12 protein-coding genes and 1 pseudogene are annotated in these 18,197 nt (G+C 71.6%); 11 read left to right on the forward strand and 2 right to left on the reverse strand.

Annotated elements, in window-relative coordinates:
• Positions 1–155 precede the first annotated feature (155 nt).
• The 6 genes from ABZ624_RS21220 (at position 156) to ABZ624_RS21245 (ending at position 7,562) form a co-directional block, all read left to right on the forward strand.
• On the forward strand, positions 156–2,387 hold the full coding sequence (locus ABZ624_RS21220) for an MMPL family transporter (protein WP_360090948.1): 2,232 nt from the start codon (positions 156–158) through the stop codon (positions 2,385–2,387).
• Positions 2,365–2,940 carry a GNAT family protein gene (locus ABZ624_RS21225; RefSeq protein WP_360090951.1) on the forward strand — a complete coding sequence of 192 codons (576 nt, stop codon included), beginning with the start codon at positions 2,365–2,367 and terminating at the stop codon, positions 2,938–2,940. Before ABZ624_RS21220 ends, ABZ624_RS21225 begins: the two co-directional genes overlap by 23 nt.
• A gap of 35 nt (positions 2,941–2,975) precedes the next feature.
• Positions 2,976–3,599: a hypothetical protein gene (locus ABZ624_RS21230; protein ID WP_360090954.1), complete on the forward strand. Its 624-nt coding sequence runs from the start codon at positions 2,976–2,978 to the stop codon at positions 3,597–3,599.
• 228 nt (positions 3,600–3,827) lie between these two features.
• Entirely contained in the window at positions 3,828–4,001 is a 174-nt protein-coding gene (locus ABZ624_RS21235) for a hypothetical protein (protein ID WP_360090957.1), read from the forward strand.
• Positions 4,002–4,204: 203 nt separating this feature from the next.
• Positions 4,205–7,246, forward strand: a complete 3,042-nt coding sequence (locus ABZ624_RS21240; protein ID WP_360091268.1) for an AAA family ATPase — start codon at positions 4,205–4,207, stop codon at positions 7,244–7,246.
• A gap of 49 nt (positions 7,247–7,295) precedes the next feature.
• Positions 7,296–7,562 carry a DUF6191 domain-containing protein gene (locus tag ABZ624_RS21245; RefSeq protein ID WP_360090960.1) on the forward strand — a complete coding sequence of 89 codons (267 nt, stop codon included), beginning with the start codon at positions 7,296–7,298 and terminating at the stop codon, positions 7,560–7,562.
• 3 nt (positions 7,563–7,565) lie between these two features.
• On the opposite strand, the gene ABZ624_RS21250 is transcribed toward ABZ624_RS21245, so the two are convergent.
• The gene (locus ABZ624_RS21250) at positions 7,566–8,735 is read right to left on the reverse strand and encodes a PQQ-dependent sugar dehydrogenase (RefSeq protein ID WP_360090963.1); all 1,170 of its coding nucleotides are present in this window, start codon (positions 8,733–8,735) and stop codon (positions 7,566–7,568) included.
• Between the two features lie 96 nt (positions 8,736–8,831).
• Positions 8,832–9,830 (reverse strand): aldo/keto reductase, encoded by a 999-nt coding sequence (locus ABZ624_RS21255; protein WP_360090966.1) that lies wholly within the window; start codon positions 9,828–9,830, stop codon positions 8,832–8,834.
• A gap of 76 nt (positions 9,831–9,906) precedes the next feature.
• On the opposite strand from ABZ624_RS21255, the gene ABZ624_RS21260 reads away from it, so the two are divergent.
• The 5 genes and pseudogenes from ABZ624_RS21260 to ilvC all read left to right on the forward strand — a co-directional run bounded on the left by ABZ624_RS21260 (position 9,907) and on the right by ilvC (position 18,080).
• On the forward strand, positions 9,907–10,860 hold the full coding sequence (locus tag ABZ624_RS21260; protein ID WP_360090968.1) for a 2-hydroxyacid dehydrogenase: 954 nt from the start codon (positions 9,907–9,909) through the stop codon (positions 10,858–10,860).
• Positions 10,861–11,246: 386 nt separating this feature from the next.
• A pseudogene (locus tag ABZ624_RS21265) lies at positions 11,247–14,334 on the forward strand (EAL domain-containing protein).
• A 243-nt stretch (positions 14,335–14,577) separates the two neighbouring features.
• The gene (locus tag ABZ624_RS21270) at positions 14,578–16,425 is read left to right on the forward strand and encodes an acetolactate synthase large subunit (protein WP_360090971.1); all 1,848 of its coding nucleotides are present in this window, start codon (positions 14,578–14,580) and stop codon (positions 16,423–16,425) included.
• A 21-nt stretch (positions 16,426–16,446) separates the two neighbouring features.
• Complete coding sequence (gene ilvN, locus ABZ624_RS21275; RefSeq protein WP_116146898.1) at positions 16,447–16,971, forward strand: acetolactate synthase small subunit; 525 nt, start codon at positions 16,447–16,449, stop codon at positions 16,969–16,971.
• Between the two features lie 110 nt (positions 16,972–17,081).
• Entirely contained in the window at positions 17,082–18,080 is a 999-nt protein-coding gene (gene ilvC / locus ABZ624_RS21280; protein WP_360090974.1) for a ketol-acid reductoisomerase, read from the forward strand.
• The last annotated feature ends 117 nt before the right edge of the window (positions 18,081–18,197 follow it).

Here is an 18,197-nt window from a genome sequence, read left to right on the forward strand (position 1 = left end):
GTGTGAATAAGCCCACGATCACGGCAAACGATCACTTTCGCCTGCAAGAGTGTCCTGCGATTGCTCATACGTTCTTTGCGGGCTGTTCACCTCATGGACGATCGTTCCCGGCCAAAGATCCACAGATCCGCACATCATCATCTGGGAGCACGTCCGTGGCAGACCTCGCCCGTTGGTGTGTCCGGCATCGGCTGATCGCCGTGCTGCTGTGGCTCCTCGCCTTCGGCGGGGTCACCGCGGCCGCCGCCGTGGCCGGTTCGGCGTACTCGAACGACTACGAGGTCCCCGGCACCGAGTCCGGCCGTGCGACGCAGCTCCTCCAGGACGGTTTTCCGGGGCTGGGCGGGGACAGCGACACCGTTGTCTGGCACACCGTCACCGGCACCGTCCGCGCCGCCGACGTCGAGCAGACCATGACCCAGGCCCTGGACCGGATCGCCGCGCTGCCCGGCGTCGCCTCGGTGACCGGCCCGTACGGCGGCCGGGGAGCGCACCGGATCAGCGCCGACGGCCACACGGCCTACGCCACCGTCACCTTCACCCAGCCGGCCGACCACATCGGCGCGCCCGAGGCGCGGGCCGTGGTGCGCACCGCCAAGGCCGCCCAGGCAGACGGACTCCAGGTGGAGCTGGGCGGCAGCGCGATCGGGCTCACCGCGTCCCCGCGCGAGCACACCGCCGAGGTGGTCGGTGTGCTCGTCGCGGCCGTCGTGCTGTTCCTCGCCTTCGGTTCGCTCGCCGCCTCGGCCCTGCCCATCGCCACCGCGCTGGTCGGCGTCGGCACCGCCTACGCCGGCATCGGGCTGCTCGGACACGCCATGACGGTCGCCGACTTCGCGCCCATGCTCGGCATGCTGATCGGCCTCGGCGTCGGCATCGACTACGCGCTGTTCATCGTGACCAGACACCGGCGCGGACTGAAACGCGGCCTGAGCGTCACCGAGGCCGCCGTGAACGCCGTCGCCACCACCGGACGCGCCGTCGTCTTCGCGGGTGCGACGGTGTGCATAGCCCTGCTGGGGATGCTGACCCTGCGGCTGGGTTTCCTCAACGGGGTCGCCGTGGCGGCCTCGTTGACGGTGGTGCTCACCGTCGCCGCCTCGGTCACCCTGCTGCCCGCCCTGTTGTCGTACATAGGCCACCGGGCCCTCAGCCGCCGCGAGCGGCGCCGGCTCACCGAACGCGGCCCGCGCCCGGAGCTGCCCACCGGTCTCGCCGCCCGCTGGTCCGCGCTCGTCGAACGCCGCCCCAAGCTGCTCGGGTCACTCGCCGTCGCCGTCGTCGCGCTGTTCGCCCTGCCGACCCTGTTCCTCCACCTCGGCACCTCCGACCAGGGCAATGATCCCCGCACCTCCACCACCCGCAAGGCCTACGACCTGCTCGCCGACGGCTTCGGACCGGGCGTGAACGGACCGCTCACCCTGGTGACCCGGGTGGACGGCGGCGCCGACAGGCTCGCCCTGGACAACCTGGGTGAGACCCTGCGCGCCACCCGGGGCGTCGCCTCCGTCACCCCGGTCACCTACGCCACCGGCGGCACCACCGCCTACCTCACCGTGGTCCCCGACTCCGCGCCGCAGTCGCAGGACACCAGCGACCTCGTGGACCGGCTGCGCACGAAGGTGCTGCCCCGCGCGGAGACCGGCACCTCCCTCGACATCCAGGTCGGCGGGGTCACCGCTGGTTACGACGACTTCGCGGATGTGATCGTCGGCAAACTGCCGCTGTTCATCGGCGCGGTCATCGGACTCGGCTGTCTGCTGCTGCTCGTCGCGTTCCGTTCGCTCGGCATCCCGCTGAAGGCCGCCGTGATGAACGTCGCCGCCGTGGCCGCCGCGTTCGGCATCGTCGTCGCGGTCTTCCAGTGGGGCTGGGGCAGCGAACTGCTCGGCCTCGGCCGGGCCGGTCCCATCGAGCCGTTCCTCCCCGTGATCATGGTGTCCGTCCTCTTCGGGCTCTCCATGGACTACCAGGTCTTCCTGGTCAGCCGGATGTACGAGGAGTGGCTGGAGACCGGCGACAACCGGCGTGCCGTCCGCGTCGGCCTCGCCGAGACCAGCCGGGTCATCAACTCGGCCGCGATCATCATGATCTCGGTCTTCCTCGCCTTCGTGCTCAGCGGCGACCGCGTCATCGCGATGTTCGGCATCGCGCTGGCCTCCGCCGTCGCCCTGGACGCCTTCGTGCTGCGCACCCTGCTCGTCCCCGCGCTGATGCATCTGCTCGGCGCCGCCAACTGGTGGCTGCCCGCCCGGCTGGAGCGCCTGCTGCCCCGCATCAGCATCGAACCGCCCGAGTGCAAGGCCGCGCATGAGAGGCTCGGCAAGATCTCGATCGAGGAACTGCGGAAGGACGAGCAGCGCGATGTACGCGATATCCCTGGGTGACGACGGAGCCGAGCTGCGGCCCCTGGAGGTCTGGCACGCCGAGGAGCTCCTCGCCAACGTCGACCGGGGACGGGAGTTCATCGGCCGGCACATCGGGCTGTCGGACGTGGTGTGCGACCTGGAGGGCGCCCGTTCCTGGGTGAAGTCGTACGCCGACAAGCGCGCCGTCGACGCCGGCGGCCTGCACGGCATCTGGCTGGACGGCAAGCTGGTCGGCGGTGTGCTGTTCCGTGTGTGGGACACCCCGAGCGGGGTGTGCGAGGCCGGCTGCTGGCTGGAGCCGGCGGCGGCCGGGCGCGGACTGGTCACGCGGAGCATGCGGGTGCTGCTGGACTGGGCCGTCGAGGAGCGCGGCATGCACCGCGTGGAGTGGCATGTCTCCTCCGCCAACGAGCCCAGCATCAACGTGGCCCGGCGGCTCGGCATGACCCGCGAGGGCGTGCTCCGCGAGAACCACCCGCACCGGGGCGTGCGCAGCAGCACCGAGATCTGGGCGGTGCTGGCCCCCGAGTGGCGTGCGGCACGCGCGCGTACCGCGCACAACGATCATTAAGGGACCTCTCAGACAGCATCCGTACGGTGCCGGGCATGGCTACGAAGACAGAGGAAGGCGCCGAGGCCGGCACCGAGGCGCAGGGCGACGAGACGGCGGTGGAGGCCGCCACCGGCAAGGAGGAAGCCGCTCAGGCAAAGACGCTTGAGGAGGGCTTCGGGCGGACGGACGCCGCCGAGGAGGAGAGCCCCGAGAGGGAGAGCACCGAGAAGGAGAGCACCGAGGAGGGCTCCGGGGAGCAGGAACCCGCACGGGAGAAGGCGCCCTCCGGGGTCGGCCAGGGCGCCGGAGCCGTCGTCTCCGCCGCACTGGGCCTCGTCTCGCTCAGCGGCGGCTGGATCGGCACCGTCGCCGGCGCCCGCGAGCAGCTCATCGGCCAGCTGCGGACGTCCTCCACCGCGAGCGTCGCCACCCAGATCAAGGCGGTCTACGGCAACGCCTGGCACAGCACCGCCCTGTGGGCCGGCCTGTTCGCGCTGGCCGCGCTGCTCACCGGCGTGGTCGTGCTCGCCCGGCCCGCCCTCGGCGCTCCCGGCCGGGCGCAGGCCCCGTGGATCAGGTCGGTCGCCTGGGCGGGTGTCTCGCTCGGCGTCATCGGCCTGCTGCTGGCGGTTCTCAAGTACTCCGACGCCTTGCTCGCCCTGCCCTCGACCGGCTGAGAAAGGCGCAGATCCCAGAGATCGCAGGAGATCCCAGCAGATCCCAGGGGGCCTTAGGGAGTCCATGCGCACCTTACGGACTCCCTGAGGCCCCTTACGCGCGCGTGCGGGTCCGAACGCCGCCCGAAGATGCGGAACTCTCCCGATGTGGCGCACCCCCGTGGGAGACGAAGGTGGAGGCATCGCAGAACGCGACGCACGACACCGACTCTCCTCGAAGGACACACCGTGATCGAGTTCGAGTACCACAAGGTGCGCTCCGCCCAGCTGATCCGCGAAGCCGAGCAGGAGCGCCTGGCCCGCGACGTCGCCCGGATGCGGCGCGCCGCCCGCCACGAGGGCTCGGCCGCCGAGTCCCATACCGACCGCCCGCGCCGGCACCGGATCCCGCGCACCGCGTGACCACCGGACCGACGGGCCGGGCGGGTCCGGAGGGTGGCCGTACGGGGGTCGGCCGCCTCCCGGACCGTACGGAACAGGGTCCCACGACTGCCCAAGCCAGTCGTGGGACCCTGCCGTCCGTTGCCACGACCCTCCCGGCCATCGGTACGACGATCACACCGGAGCTGTGGAAAACCGGTGCCCTGCCGTCCGTGCCTCGTGCGATGCTCGGGCCCGTGGAGACCAGGTCCGTCAGTCCCGTGTTCGTCGGCCGCACCGAAGAACTGGACACCCTGAACGACGCGCTCGCCCGTGCCCGCACCGGCGAGCCGCAGGCGCTGCTGCTCGGCGGCGAGGCGGGGGTCGGCAAGACCCGCCTCGTCGAGGAGTTCGCCACGGCCGCCGGCCGGCACGCGGTCGTCGCCGTCGGCGGCTGTGTGGAGATCGGCGCCGACGGGCTGCCGTTCGCCCCCTTCTCCACCGCGCTGCGCGCCCTGCGTGACGCCCTGCCCGAGGAGTTCACCGCCGCCGCGCGCGGCCAGGAGGAGGAACTGGCCCGCCTCCTGCCCGACCTGGGCGAGACCGGCGCCGGCCGCCACGACGAGCAGGGCATGGCCCGCCTGTTCGAACTCACCGTCCGGCTGCTCCAGCGGATCGCCGCCGACCGGCCGGTCGTGTTCGTCCTGGAGGACCTGCACTGGGCCGACGCCTCCACCCGCCACCTCCTCGCCTTCCTCTTCCGCACCCTGCGCGCCGGCCGGCTCCTGGTCCTCGCCAGCTACCGCTCCGACGACATCCACCGCCGCCACCCGCTGCGCCCCCTGCTCGCCGAACTCGACCGGCTGCGCACCGTCCGCCGCATCGAACTCGCCCGCTTCACCCGCGACGAGGTCGGCCGCCAGATCGCCGGCATCCTCGCCGCCGAACCCGACCCCGCCCAGGTGGACCAGATCTTCGAACGGTCCGACGGCAACGCCTTCTTCGTCGAGGAACTCGCCGTCGCCGGCTGCGACGGCTGCGGCGCCGGCCTCACCGACTCCCTGCGCGACCTGCTCCTGGTCCGGGTCGAGACGCTGCCCGACAGCGCCCAGCGGGTCGCCCGGGTCGTCGCCGAGGGCGGCTCCACCGTGGAGTACCAGCTGATCGCCGCAGTCGCCCAGCTCGGCGAGGACGACCTCATCGAGGCGCTGCGAGCCGCCGTCGGCGCCCACATCCTCACCGTCACGCGGGCCGGCGACGGCTACCGCTTCCGGCACTCCCTGGTCCGCGAGGCCGTCGCCGACGACCTGCTGCCCGGCGAACGCTCCCGGCTCAACCGCCGCTACGCCGAGGCCCTGGAGGCCGACCCCACGCTCGTCCCGGCCGACGCGCGCGTGATGCGCCTGGCCAGCTACTGGTACCACGCCCACGACGCCGCCAAGGCCCTGCCCGCCGTCCTGGACGCCTCTGTCGTGGCCCGCCGCAGGCACGCCTACACCGAGCAACTCCGGCTGCTGGAACGGGCGATGGAACTGTGGGACAGCGCCCCCGAGGGGGTGCGCTCCGCCCTGCGCCCGGTCGACTACACCGAGGTCTACCCTCCGTGCGGCTGCGACCCCGCCACCACCCCGCTGCGCTACCTCGACCTGATGGCCGGGGCCGCCGTCGCGGGCCGCTTCGGCGGCGAACGCGAACGCGCCCTGAAGATCACCAAACGGGCGCTGCGCCTCCTCGAGGACGAGCCGGACCCCCTGCGCGCCGCCTGGTTCTGGGTGCAGCGCTCCCGGCTCGTCCAGTCCCAGGCCCGCGGCGACGGATGGCAGGAACTGGCCACCGCCCAGGACCTGGTGCGCGGCCTGCCCCCGTCCGAGGTGCACGCCGAGGTGCTGGCCCTCGCCGCCAACTGGTCCATGCTGCACCGGCCCGGGCCCGAGGCGTTCGCCGCCGCCGAGCGGGCCGTGGAGTACGCGCGCATGGTCGGCGCCCGCGACATCGAACTGCACGCCCGGCTCACCCTCGGCGGCCTCAAGGTGGATGCGGGCGATCCCGAGACCGGAATGGCGGAGATGCGGCAGGTGCTGCGGGACACCCTCGCGGAGGGCATGCACGACGTCGCTGGCCGTGCCTATGTGAACCTGCCCTCCAAGCTGCAGGGCATCGGCCGCGACCGGGAGGCCGTCTCCCTCCTGCGCGAGGGGATCGCCTTCGCCCGCACCTACGGGCTGACGGACCCCGAGGCCTTCATGCGGGGCAATCTGTCCGCGTCGCTCTATGCGCTCGGCCACTGGACGGAGGCCGCCGAAGCCGCCGGCCACGCGACCGAGGTCCGCCACAGCGCCAAGCCCCCCGGCGCGGGCGCCCTGCGCCTGGCCCACCTCGCCCTGGCCCGCGGCGACTGCGCCGAGGCCGGCCGGCAACTCACCGCCGCCCGCGGGCACTACGGCACCCACGACCGCATGCCCCAGCACTCCCTGTCCCTGGCCCGGGTCGCCCTCGGTATCGCCGCCGAGGAGGGCCGCATCGACGACGCCCGCACCGAACTGCTCCGCGCCCTGGAGGACGGCTTCCCACCCGGAACCCACCGCCACGGCTGGCCGCTGCTGCGGGCCGCCGCCACCGCGGAGGCCGAAGCCCGCACCCTGCCCGCCGCACAGCCCGGCCGCGCCGAGATCCTCGACCGCCTCCGCGAAGCCGTGGACGCACTCGCCACCGGCGCCCCGCTCTGGCAGGCCTACGAGCAGTGGACCCGCGCCGAACTGCGCCGGGCCCAGGGCGCCGACACCGCCGACGACTGGTCGCCGGTGGTCACCGCCTTCGAGTGCCTGGACCGCCCCTACGAACTCGCCCGGGTCCGCCACCGCCTCGCCGGAGCCCTCCTCACCGACGGCGGCGCCGACGAACGTGACCGCGCGGTCGAACTGCTCCGGCTGGCCGGGGCGGTCGCCGCCCACCTCGACGCCCGGCCCCTCGCCGACGCCGTCACCCGGCTCGCCCAGCGCGCCCGCCTCGCCCTGGCCCGCGCCCCACGGCGGTCCCTCGGCCCCGCCGATCCGGCCGAGACCCTCGGACTCACCAGCCGGGAGCGGGACGTCCTCCGCCTGGTCTCGGCCGGCCGTACCAACCGCCAGATCGCCGAGGAACTGTTCATCTCCCCGAAGACCGCGAGCGTCCACGTCTCCAACATCCTGAGCAAGCTCGGCGTCTCGGGCCGGGGAGAGGCAGCCGCGGTGGCGCATCGGCTGGGCCTGTTTCCGGCCGAGACGCTCACTGCCGGACCGACGGGCTGAGACCTAGGCTGGAGAAAAGCCGTGAGCGGGAGAAAACGGGGGAGAGGCCATGTTCAACGCCTTCGAGGAACTGTTCGCACCCGGTCGCAAACACACCCGGGACGAACAGAACCGGCTGGAGCTGACCCGCGAGGACGTCGGCGACAACGATCCCGGCCGAGGAGCCATCGACCTGGCGTCCGGGAAGGCCGTCATACGCCTGCCGGAGCCGCCGCCGGCCGCGGCGGAACCGGAGGGGGGAGCGGAGGGGAGAGCGGCAGAGGGACCCGACACGAACAGGGACGTCAGCAGGCATGAGCGGTCAGACGAGCGCTGAGCGTTATCTCACCTCCACCTCCAGCACTCGGTCGTCCCCCTTCTTCGGCCGTCCGCGGCCGTCCGTGTTGCTCGTCACCAGCCACACCCTGTCGCCGCCCGCCGCGACCACCGTCCGCAGCCGGCCGTACGTCCCGGTGAGGAAGGCCTGCGGCGCCGCCGAGGCCTCCGTGCCCCGCAGCGGGATGCGCCACAGGCGCTGACCCTTCAGGCCGGCCATCCAGATCACGCCCTTCAGATAGGCGATGCCGCTGGGGGAGGCGTCATCGGTGTGCCACTGGGCCATCGGGTTCTGGAAGGCGGCATCGGAGGACCTGCCCTCGGCCTTCGGCCAGCCGTAGTCCCCGCCCGGCTTGATCGCGTTCAGCTCGTCCCAGGTGTCCTGGCCGAACTCCGAGGCGAACAGGCGCTGTTTGTCGTCCCAGGCCAGGCCCTGGACGTTGCGGTGGCCGTACGAGTACACCGGGGAGCCGGGGAAGGGGTTGCCCGGAGCCGGTTCGCCCTCCGGGGTCAGGCGCAGGATCTTGCCGCCCAAGGACTTCCTGTCCTGGGCCAGACCCCGCTCGCCGCTCTCACCGGTGCCCGCGTACAGCATGCCGTCCGGGCCGAAGGCGATCCGGCCGCCGTTGTGGATCTCGCCCTTGGGGATGCCCTTGAACACCGTGTCCGGAGCGCCCAGTTGCTCACCGGCCGGCTTTCGCTCGTCGTACAGCATGCGGACGATGCGGTTGTCCGAGGCGGAGGTGAAGTAGGCGTAGACCATGTGGTCCGAGGCGTAGTCGGGGGAGAGGGCGATGCCCAGCAGGCCGCCCTCGCCGGCCGGGGAGACACCGGAGACTGTGCCCAGCTCGGTCTTGCGGCCCGTCTTCTCGTCGATCCGGATGAGCGTCCCGTCGTCGCGGGAGGAGACCAGCAGACCGCCGTCGGGCAACGGGGCCAGCCCCCAGGGTGTCTTCAGGCCCTCGGCCACGGTACGCAGCACCTTCACCGAGCCCTTGGCCGGCGGGGCCGGCTCGGCGGCCCGGCCGGAGGGCAGTGTGCCCGATGCCCTACCCGTCGGCGTCGCCCGTCCGGCGCCGCCCGGTGATCCCCCTCCGTCGGAGGAGCAGCCGGCCGTCAGCAGGAGGGCGGCCACGGCCAACACGGCCGGCACAGCTCGACGTTCCACGATCATGGTCCCTTCGATGCGGTGTTCCAGCAGCAGGTGCTACCTCTCATACACCGCCCACCCCGCTCGGGTTCCCGATCCCCCAAGACCGAACGCGAACCCTCAGTCCCACGACCCCCGTGCCGCCGGAAGGCGGGACACCTCCGCCAGGTCCTCCTCGGTCAGGTGCAGGTCGGTCGCCGTCGCGTTCTGCGTGGCCCAGCGTTCCTGCTTGGTGCCCGGGAGGGCGATCACATGGCGGCCCTGGGCCAGGACCCAGGCCAGGGCGACCTGGGCCGGGGTGACGTGCTCGCCGTGGCGGTGGGCGATGCGGCGCAGGCCCGCGACGATCGGCTGGTTGGCCGCCATCATCTCCGCCGTGAAACGGGGGTGGCGAGCGCGCAGGTCGTCCGGTTCGAAACCCTCGCCCGGCCTCAGCGTGCCGGTCAGGAAGCCGTTGCCCAGCGGCATGGCGGCGAGGAAACCCACACCCCGGGCCCCGCACCACGGCAGCAGCGCCTGCAGCGCCTCCGGCGACCACACCGACAGCTCCGCCTCCACCGCGGCAACCGGGAACACCTGCTGCACCCGCTGCAGCTGGCGCAGCGTGCCGTCGTGCAGCCCGGCCCCCGAGCGGCGGCCACCGCGCGCGCCCACCGCGCACAGGCCCAGTGCCCGCACCTTGCCCGCCCGGACGAGGTCCGCCATCGCGCCCCAGGTCTCCTCGACGGGGACCTCGGGGTCGGCGCGGTGCAGCTGGTAGAGGTCGATCACGTCCGTCTGCAGGCGCCGCAGCGAGGCGTCGCAGGCCCGCTTCACGTACCCGGGGCGGCCGTTGGCCACGATGTGCTGCTCACCCACCAGCAGCCCCACCTTCGTGGACACGAAGGCGTCCGCGCGCCGCTCCTTGAGCACCCGGCCCAACAGCAGCTCATTGGTGAACGGACCGTACATGTCGGCTGTGTCGAGGAGGTTCGAGCCCAGGTCCAGCGCCCGGTGCACGGTTCTGAGCGACTCGTCGCCCCGCTGCCGCGAACCGCTGTACGCCCAGCTCATCGGCATGCACCCGAGTCCGACGGCCCCCACCGCGAGCGCCCCCGCGCCGATCGTCCTGCGCTCCACCTGCTCGTGAACCTCCCTCTGCCCGGCCCCCAACCTAACCTCTGCACGCACGCGTACCTGACATAGCCTCCTTGCCATGACTGCTGACGTGTGGCTTCCCGTAGCGCCGGAGGAGATCGAGGGACTTCCCGAGGGACCCCGGTACCTGTTCTGGGACGGCGGCGAGGACGGTGACCAGCCCTTTCCCGGCGACCCGGCGGACTGCGTCCTTTACGTGGTGCCGTACATGAAACGGTGGTCGGCCAAGGTGCGTCCGCTGGAGCTCCTGACCGGCGTGCAGGTCATCCAGACACTGACGGCCGGCGTCGACGACGTCACCGCGCGGCTGTCGGACATCCGGCCGGGCGTGCGGCTGTGCAACGCGCGCGGCGTCCACGAGGCGAGCACCGCCGAGCTCGCGCTCACCCTGACCCTCGCCTCCCTGCGCGGCATCCCCGGCTTCGTCCGTGCCCAGCGACAGGAGCGCTGGGAGAGCGCGTTCCATCCCTCGCTCGCCGACAAGTCCGTCCTCATCGTGGGCTACGGCGCCATCGGCGCCGCCATCGAGGACCGGCTCGCGCCCTTCGAGCTCGCGCGGGTGGCGCGCGTGGCGCGCTCCCCGCGCACCACGGCGCGCGGTCTGGTGCACCCGCTCACCGATTTGCCGAAACTGCTCCCACACGCCGATGTCGTGATCCTCTCCACGCCCTTGACGGAGGAGACACGGGGGCTGGTCGACGCCGATTTCCTGGCGGGGATGAAGGACGGGGCGCTGCTCGTGAACGTCGCGCGGGGTCCCGTCGTCGACACCGGGGCGCTGCTCGCGGAGCTGGAGAGCGGCCGTCTCACCGCCGCCCTGGACGTCACCGATCCCGAGCCGCTGCCGCCCGGGCACCCGCTCTGGCAGGCCCCCGGCGTGCTCATCAGCCCGCATGTGGGCGGGCCCTCCTCGGCCTTCCTGCCCCGCGCGAAGCGGCTCCTCGCCGACCAGCTGACCCGGTTCGTGAACCACGAGCCCCTGCGGAACGTGATCCTTACGACGGGGTCGTAACACCGTTTCCGGCACCCTCCGCAACCCCTCGGACGCGGCCCGTACCGGCATCCTCGCTGGTCGTCACGGAGCGTAGAGAAGCTATGTCCCTGAGTGACGATCCTGGTGTATCGTCCCGACAGGGGCTGCGCCGCCGACCGTTCGGCGCCGGGGATGGACATTTCAGATTCGTGAGGGGGGCGACGGGCGATGCACGGCCTATGGACGAACGATCCGACGCGGCGGAGCCGCCGACGGCGACCCTGGCGCACGGCCACGCGCAGGCGCGGCCACCACACCAGCCACCACAGTCACCACCAGCGCAGGCACAGCGGTCGCCGGAGGCATGCGCACCCAGCGCACCGGGACCGTCGGGACGCGGGAGCGGCGCGGACGGGGAGGCCCCGGTGAGCGCGCCGCCCTCCGTGACGACCGCCCTGGACGCAGCGGTGCGCGCCCCCCACCCGCAGCAGGCGCCGCCGCGCCGTCGGCCGGCCGTCGGCGAGGGCACGCGCGCGGCGGAGCAGCTCGTCCTCGCGGTGGTCTGCGCGACCTACGCCGTGGGAGCCGCGTTCGACTGGGGTACGGATCAAGTCGCCGACTTCATGGGCGACTTCGGGCTGAGCGCCGCGGCGGCCACCGCTGCGGTCTCCTGCTTCCGCTACGCGCGCAGCCCGCGCGTGCGCTTCCGGACGGCCTGGCTGCTGTTCGCCCTCTCCCAGCTGATGGCGGCCCTCGGCGACGCGGTCTGGGGGTGGTACGAGGTCGTGCTCGGCGTGCAGGTGCCCCAGGTCAGCTGGGCGAACCTGTTCTTCCTGTGCGTCGCGCCGCCTGCCATCGTCGGCCTGCTGGTCTTCGCCAAACGGCCGGTGACGAAGGCGGGCTGGATCTGCCTCGCGCTGGACGCCTGGCTGATCGGCGGCTCCCTGCTGATCCTCTCGTGGAGCCTCGCGCTCGCCCAGGCGGCTCGCTTCGACGGACCGAGCGTGGCACGCACCGCGCTGCTGCTGGCATACCCGCTGCTCGACATCGCGCTCGTCAGCATGGTGCTCGCGCTGCACTTCCGCCGCACCCCGGGCAACCGCACGGCGGTGAACACCGTGATCGGCGCGCTCGCGCTGATCGTGATGTGCGACGCGCTGTTCATCTCGCCGCTGCTGCAGAGCAGCTACCACTCCGGGCATCTGCTGGACGCGGGCTGGTTCGCCGGTTCGCTGCTGCTCGCCTACGCCCCCTGGGCCGCGCCCGGCCGCAAGGGCGCGCAGGAGGCGCAGGTACCGGACGGGCACACACGCGTGGTCCACGAACACCTGCCCGGACAGCGCGGCACGGCCCACCCCACCATGTCCGTGCCCGCCCCGGGAGGCGAGCACAGCCGGTATCCGGCCGGCCGTCCGCTGACCGGTTCCCTCGCCGCCCTCACCCCGTACCTCGCCGCCGCCGTGTGCACCCTGGGCATCCTGTACAACGTCCTCAACGGCCGCCGGCCCGACCATGTCGTGCTGATCACCGCGGGCGCCGTCGTGCTCGCGCTCGTCGTCCGGCAGGGCATCATGCTGCTGGACAACATCACCCTCACCCAGGAGCTGGCCCAGAAGGAGAACCACTTCCGCTCCCTGGTGCAGGGCTCCAGCGACGTCATCATGATCGCCGCGCCCAACGGCGTCCTGCGGTACGTCTCCCCGGCCGCCGCCGGGGTCTACGGCCGGCCCGCCGAGGAACTGGTGGGCAGTGAGCTGGCCGGTCTCATCCACCCGGAGGACCTGGGCTGCGTGGTGCACGAGGTGCGCCGCTTCCTCGCCGCCAGCCCGCTGGAGGAACCCACCACCCGCATCGAGTGCCGCTTCCGGTCCGGCGACGGCGGCTGGCTCAACGTGGAGTCGACGGTCAACCGCCACCACGGCGGGCTGATCTTCAACAGCCGGGACGTGACCGAAAGAGTGCGCCTGCAGGCGCAGTTGCAGCACAACGCCGAGCACGACCCGCTGACCGACCTGCCCAACCGCGCGCTGTTCACCCGGCGCGTGCAGCAGGCCCTGTCCGGCCGCCGTGCCACCGACCGGGGCCCCGCGCTGCGCAACACGGCGGTGCTCTTCATCGACCTGGACGGCTTCAAGGCCGTCAACGACACGATCGGACACCAGGCCGGGGACGAGCTGCTCGTCCAGGCCGCCCGCCGGCTCCAGGACGCGGTCCGGCAGGGGGACACCGCGTCCCGGCTGGGCGGCGACGAGTTCGCGGCCCTGATCGTCGGAGACGGTACCCGTGACCGCGCCGCCCGGGAGCGCAACATCCTGGAGCTCGCCGACCGTCTCAGGGTGACCCTGTCCCAGCCGTACGCGATCGACGGCCAGGACGTGCGGGTCAACGCCTCCATCGGCGTCGCCTTCGCCGAACCGGGCCTCGGCGCGGGTGAGTTGCTGCGCAACGCCGACCTCGCGATGTACCGCGCGAAAGCGGCCGGAAAGGGCCGGGTCGAGCTGTACAAGCCGCAGATGCAGCAGGACGTCGTACGCAAGGCGGAGCTGGCCACCCGGCTGCGTGCCGCGTTGCACGACGGCGAGTTCGCGCTGCTGCACCAGCCGGTGGTGTGCCTGGACAGCGGTCGCGTCACGGCGGTCTCGGCGCAGGCGCGCTGGCGCTCCTCGCAGGGGGTGCTGTTCACCCCGGCCGAGTTCCTGCGGGTGGCCGAGGACGGCGACAAGACCGCCGAGCTGGACCGCTGGATGCTGGAGGAGGCCGTCGAGCAGGCCGCCGAGCGGGCCGCGACGGGACTCGTCGTACCGGTGGCCGTCCGGATGAGCGCCCGGCGGCTGCTGGACCGCTCGATGCCGCTCGGCGCCGTGGAGGCGCTGCTGACCCGGCACGGACTGCCGCCCGGCGCGCTGGCGCTCGAACTGTCCGACACCGATCCGCATGTCTCCCTGGACGAGCTGGAGCGCCGGCTGACCGCGCTCAACAGGCTCGGGGTGCGGATCGCGCTGGACGGCTTCGGCAGCGGCCACGCGGCCATCACGGCGCTCAGAAGGCTCCCGGTGGACGTGCTGAAACTCGACCGCAGTCTGGTCGAGGGCGTCGTGGAGTCCGCGCGGCTGCACAAGATCACCAGTGGTCTGCTGCGGATCGCCGGCGATCTCGGGCTGCAGTCCGTGGCCGAGGGCGTGGACCTGCCGGAGCAGGCCGTGGCGCTCCGCGCGATGGGCTGTACGCACGGGCAGGGCATGGCGTTCGCGGGGCCGCTGGACGAGTACCGGCTGCGCCGGGCGCTCGCATCCGGCCACTATCCGGTGCCCCATGCGCCGGCCGAACCGGCGTTCGCGGGCGGCGTGCGCGAGCCACAGGGGCGCGTCGGGGCCTCGACACCGACCGGTGCGCCCCGTGGGTGAACGAGCCACGGAGAAGGGCGTGGAGGTGTACACAGGGAGTGTGTCCGCCGTCTTGGGAGGTGGCAGTGGCTGCCGCTCACATAATGAGACGCCCGTCCCACCCACTTGACACGTGGTGCGTGCCGGGGGGAGGGTCAGTGCCATGCGCACCCGAATTCTCGTACTTGGACAGCGCGTCGGCTGAGCTGGGACCCACCGGAGGACGATCCGGAACGCCCAGCGACCTCACCGGCGCGCTCCCCTCGCTTGCCTTGCGGCACGAGGGGTTTTTTGTTGCACGAGTGCCGCTCGTGCAGCGCTTGAACTCCGCTCAAACCTCGCAAAAACCCTCAGCATCGAGAAGAGAATGCCGATGACCGAGCAGGCCACCGGGGCCCATCCGCAGCCGCGGCCCCGATCCGGAGGACAGCAGTCCGCCCCCGTCGAGCACGTCACGGGTGCGCAGTCCCTCATCCGCTCCCTCGAGGAGGTCGGCGCGGACACGGTATTCGGCATTCCCGGCGGTGCGATCCTTCCGGCGTACGACCCCCTGATGGACTCCACCCGGGTCCGTCATGTGCTGGTCCGCCACGAGCAGGGCGCCGGCCACGCGGCCACCGGCTACGCGCAGGCCACCGGCAAGGTCGGTGTCTGCATGGCGACGAGCGGCCCCGGTGCCACCAACCTGGTCACGCCGATCGCCGACGCGCACATGGACTCCGTCCCGATGGTCGCGATCACCGGCCAGGTCGCCTCGAAGTCGATCGGCACGGACGCCTTCCAGGAGGCGGACATCGTCGGCATCACCATGCCGATCACCAAGCACAACTTCCTCGTCACCAAGGCCGAGGACATCCCGCGGGTCATCGCGCAGGCGTTCCACATCGCCTCCACCGGCCGCCCGGGCCCGGTCCTGGTCGACATCGCCAAGGACGCCCTGCAGGCGAAGACCACCTTCTCCTGGCCGCCCACCATGGACCTGCCCGGCTACCGCCCGGTGACCAAGCCGCACGCCAAGCAGATCCGCGAGGCCGCCAAGCTGATCACCGCCGCCAAGCGGCCCGTCCTCTACGTCGGCGGCGGCGTCCTCAAGGCCCACGCGACGGCCGAGCTGAAGGTCCTCGCCGAACTCACCGGAGCGCCCGTCACCACCACCCTGATGGCGCTCGGCGCGTTCCCCGACAGCCACCCGCTGCACGTGGGCATGCCGGGCATGCACGGTGCGGTCGCCGCCGTCACCGCGCTGCAGAAGGCCGACCTGATCGTCGCCCTCGGCGCCCGCTTCGACGACCGCGTCACCGGCAAGCTGGACAGCTTCGCCCCCTACGCCAAGATCGTCCACGCCGACATCGACCCGGCGGAGATCGGCAAGAACCGCGCCGCTGACGTGCCGATCGTCGGGGACGCCCGCGAGGTCATCGCCGACCTGGTCCAGGCGGTGCAGAAGGAGCACAGCGAGGGCCACAAGGGCGACTACACCGCCTGGTGGAGCGACCTCAACCGCTGGCGCGAGACCTACCCGCTCGGCTACGACCAGCCCGAGGACGGCTCGCTCTCCCCCCAGCAGGTCATCGAGCGCATCGGGCAGCTCGCCCCCGAGGGCACGATCTTCGCGGCGGGCGTCGGCCAGCACCAGATGTGGTCCGCGCACTTCATCCAGTACGAGAAGCCGGCCACCTGGCTGAACTCCGGCGGCGCCGGAACCATGGGCTACGCGGTCCCGGCCGCCATGGGCGCCAAGGCCGGACAGCCGGAGCAGACCGTCTGGGCGATCGACGGCGACGGCTGCTTCCAGATGACCAACCAGGAACTGACCACCTGCGCGCTGAACAACATCCCGATCAAGGTCGCCATCATCAACAACGGCGCCCTCGGCATGGTCCGCCAGTGGCAGACCCTCTTCTACAACCAGCGCTACTCCAACACCGTGCTGCACAGCGGCCCCGACGACGTCAACCCGGACGCGAAGGGCACGCGCGTGCCGGACTTCGTGAAGCTGTCCGAGGCGATGGGCTGTGTGGGCCTGCGCTGCGAGCGCCCGGAGGACCTGGACAAGGTCATCGAAGAGGCGAACTCCATCAACGACCGCCCGGTCGTCGTCGACTTCATCGTCCACGAGGACGCGATGGTGTGGCCGATGGTCGCCGCCGGCACCTCCAACGACGAGATCATGGCCGCCCGGGACGTCCGCCCCGACTTCGGCGACAACGAAGACGACTGAGCGAGAGAGACGTAAAAGACCATGTCCAAGCACACGCTCTCCGTCCTGGTGGAGAACACCCCGGGCATCCTGGCCCGCATCGCCGCCCTGTTCTCGCGGCGCGGCTTCAACATCGACTCGCTCGCGGTCGGCGTCACCGAGCACCCCGACATCTCCCGCATCACCATCGTGGTGAACGTCGAGGACCTGCCGCTGGAGCAGGTGACCAAGCAGCTCAACAAGCTGGTCAACGTGCTGAAGATCGTGGAGCTGGAGCCCGGACAGGCCGTCCAGCGTGAACTCGTCCTGGTGAAGGTCCGCGCCGACAACGAGACCCGCTCCCAGATCGTGGAGATCGTCCAGCTGTTCCGCGCCAAGACCGTCGACGTCTCCCCGGAGGCCGTCACGATCGAGGCCACCGGATCGGGTGACAAGCTGTCCGCCATGCTCAAGATGCTGGAGCCGTACGGCATCAAGGAGCTGGTGCAGTCCGGCACCATCGCCATCGGCCGCGGCGCCCGTTCGATCACCGACCGCTCGCTTCGCGCGCTCGACCGAACCGCGTAAGGCTGAATACAGGCGGTCCCTCCGCCCGTATGCCGAGATCCCGAAACTTCCCCTCCCCTCACCGTCATACGGTGGGACGCACAACCTGCACACCAAGGAGAGAACCCAAAGTGGCCGAGCTGTTCTACGACGCTGACGCCGACCTGTCCATCATCCAGGGCCGCAAGGTCGCGGTCATCGGCTACGGCAGCCAGGGCCACGCCCACGCGCTGTCGCTGCGTGACTCCGGTGTCGACGTGCGTGTCGGTCTGCACGAGGGCTCGAAGTCCAAGGCCAAGGCCGAGGAGCAGGGTCTGCGCGTGGTGACGCCCGCGGAGGCCGCCGCCGAGGCCGACGTCATCATGATCCTGGTCCCGGACCCCATCCAGGCCCAGGTCTACGAGGAGTCCATCGCCCCGAACCTGAAGGACGGCGACGCGCTGTTCTTCGGCCATGGCTTCAACATCCGCTTCGGCTTCATCAAGCCCCCGGCCGGCGTGGACGTCTGCATGGTCGCCCCGAAGGGCCCGGGCCACCTGGTGCGCCGCCAGTACGAGGAGGGCCGCGGCGTTCCGTGCATCGCCGCCGTCGAGCAGGACGCCTCCGGCAACGCCTTCGCGCTGGCCCTGTCGTACGCCAAGGGCATCGGCGGCACCCGCGCCGGCGTCATCAAGACGACCTTCACCGAGGAGACCGAGACCGACCTGTTCGGCGAGCAGGCCGTTCTGTGCGGTGGCACGGCGGCCCTGGTGAAGGCGGGCTTCGAGACCCTGACCGAGGCCGGCTACCAGCCGGAGATCGCCTACTTCGAGTGCCTGCACGAGCTGAAGCTGATCGTGGACCTCATGTACGAGGGCGGCCTGGAGAAGATGCGCTGGTCCATCTCCGAGACCGCCGAGTGGGGCGACTACGTCACCGGCCCGCGGATCATCACCGACGCCACCAAGGCCGAGATGAAGAAGGTCCTCGCCGAGATCCAGGACGGCACCTTCGCCCAGAACTGGATGGACGAGTACCACGGCGGTCTGAAGAAGTACAACGAGTACAAGCAGCAGGACTCCGAGCACCTGCTGGAGACCACCGGCAAGCAGCTGCGCAAGCTGATGAGCTGGGTGAACGAGGAGGCGTAAGCCTCATGTCAGGGGGTCGGGGCACGCTGCCCCGGCCCCCTGTTCCACAACCGCGGGCGGGGCTACAAAATGGAGTTTCTCGTCCGGGTGATACTTCCGCGGTGGCGCAAAACGACA

Source organism: Streptomyces sp. NPDC007205, from assembly GCF_040634095.1.
GTDB lineage: Bacteria > Actinomycetota > Actinomycetes > Streptomycetales > Streptomycetaceae > Streptomyces.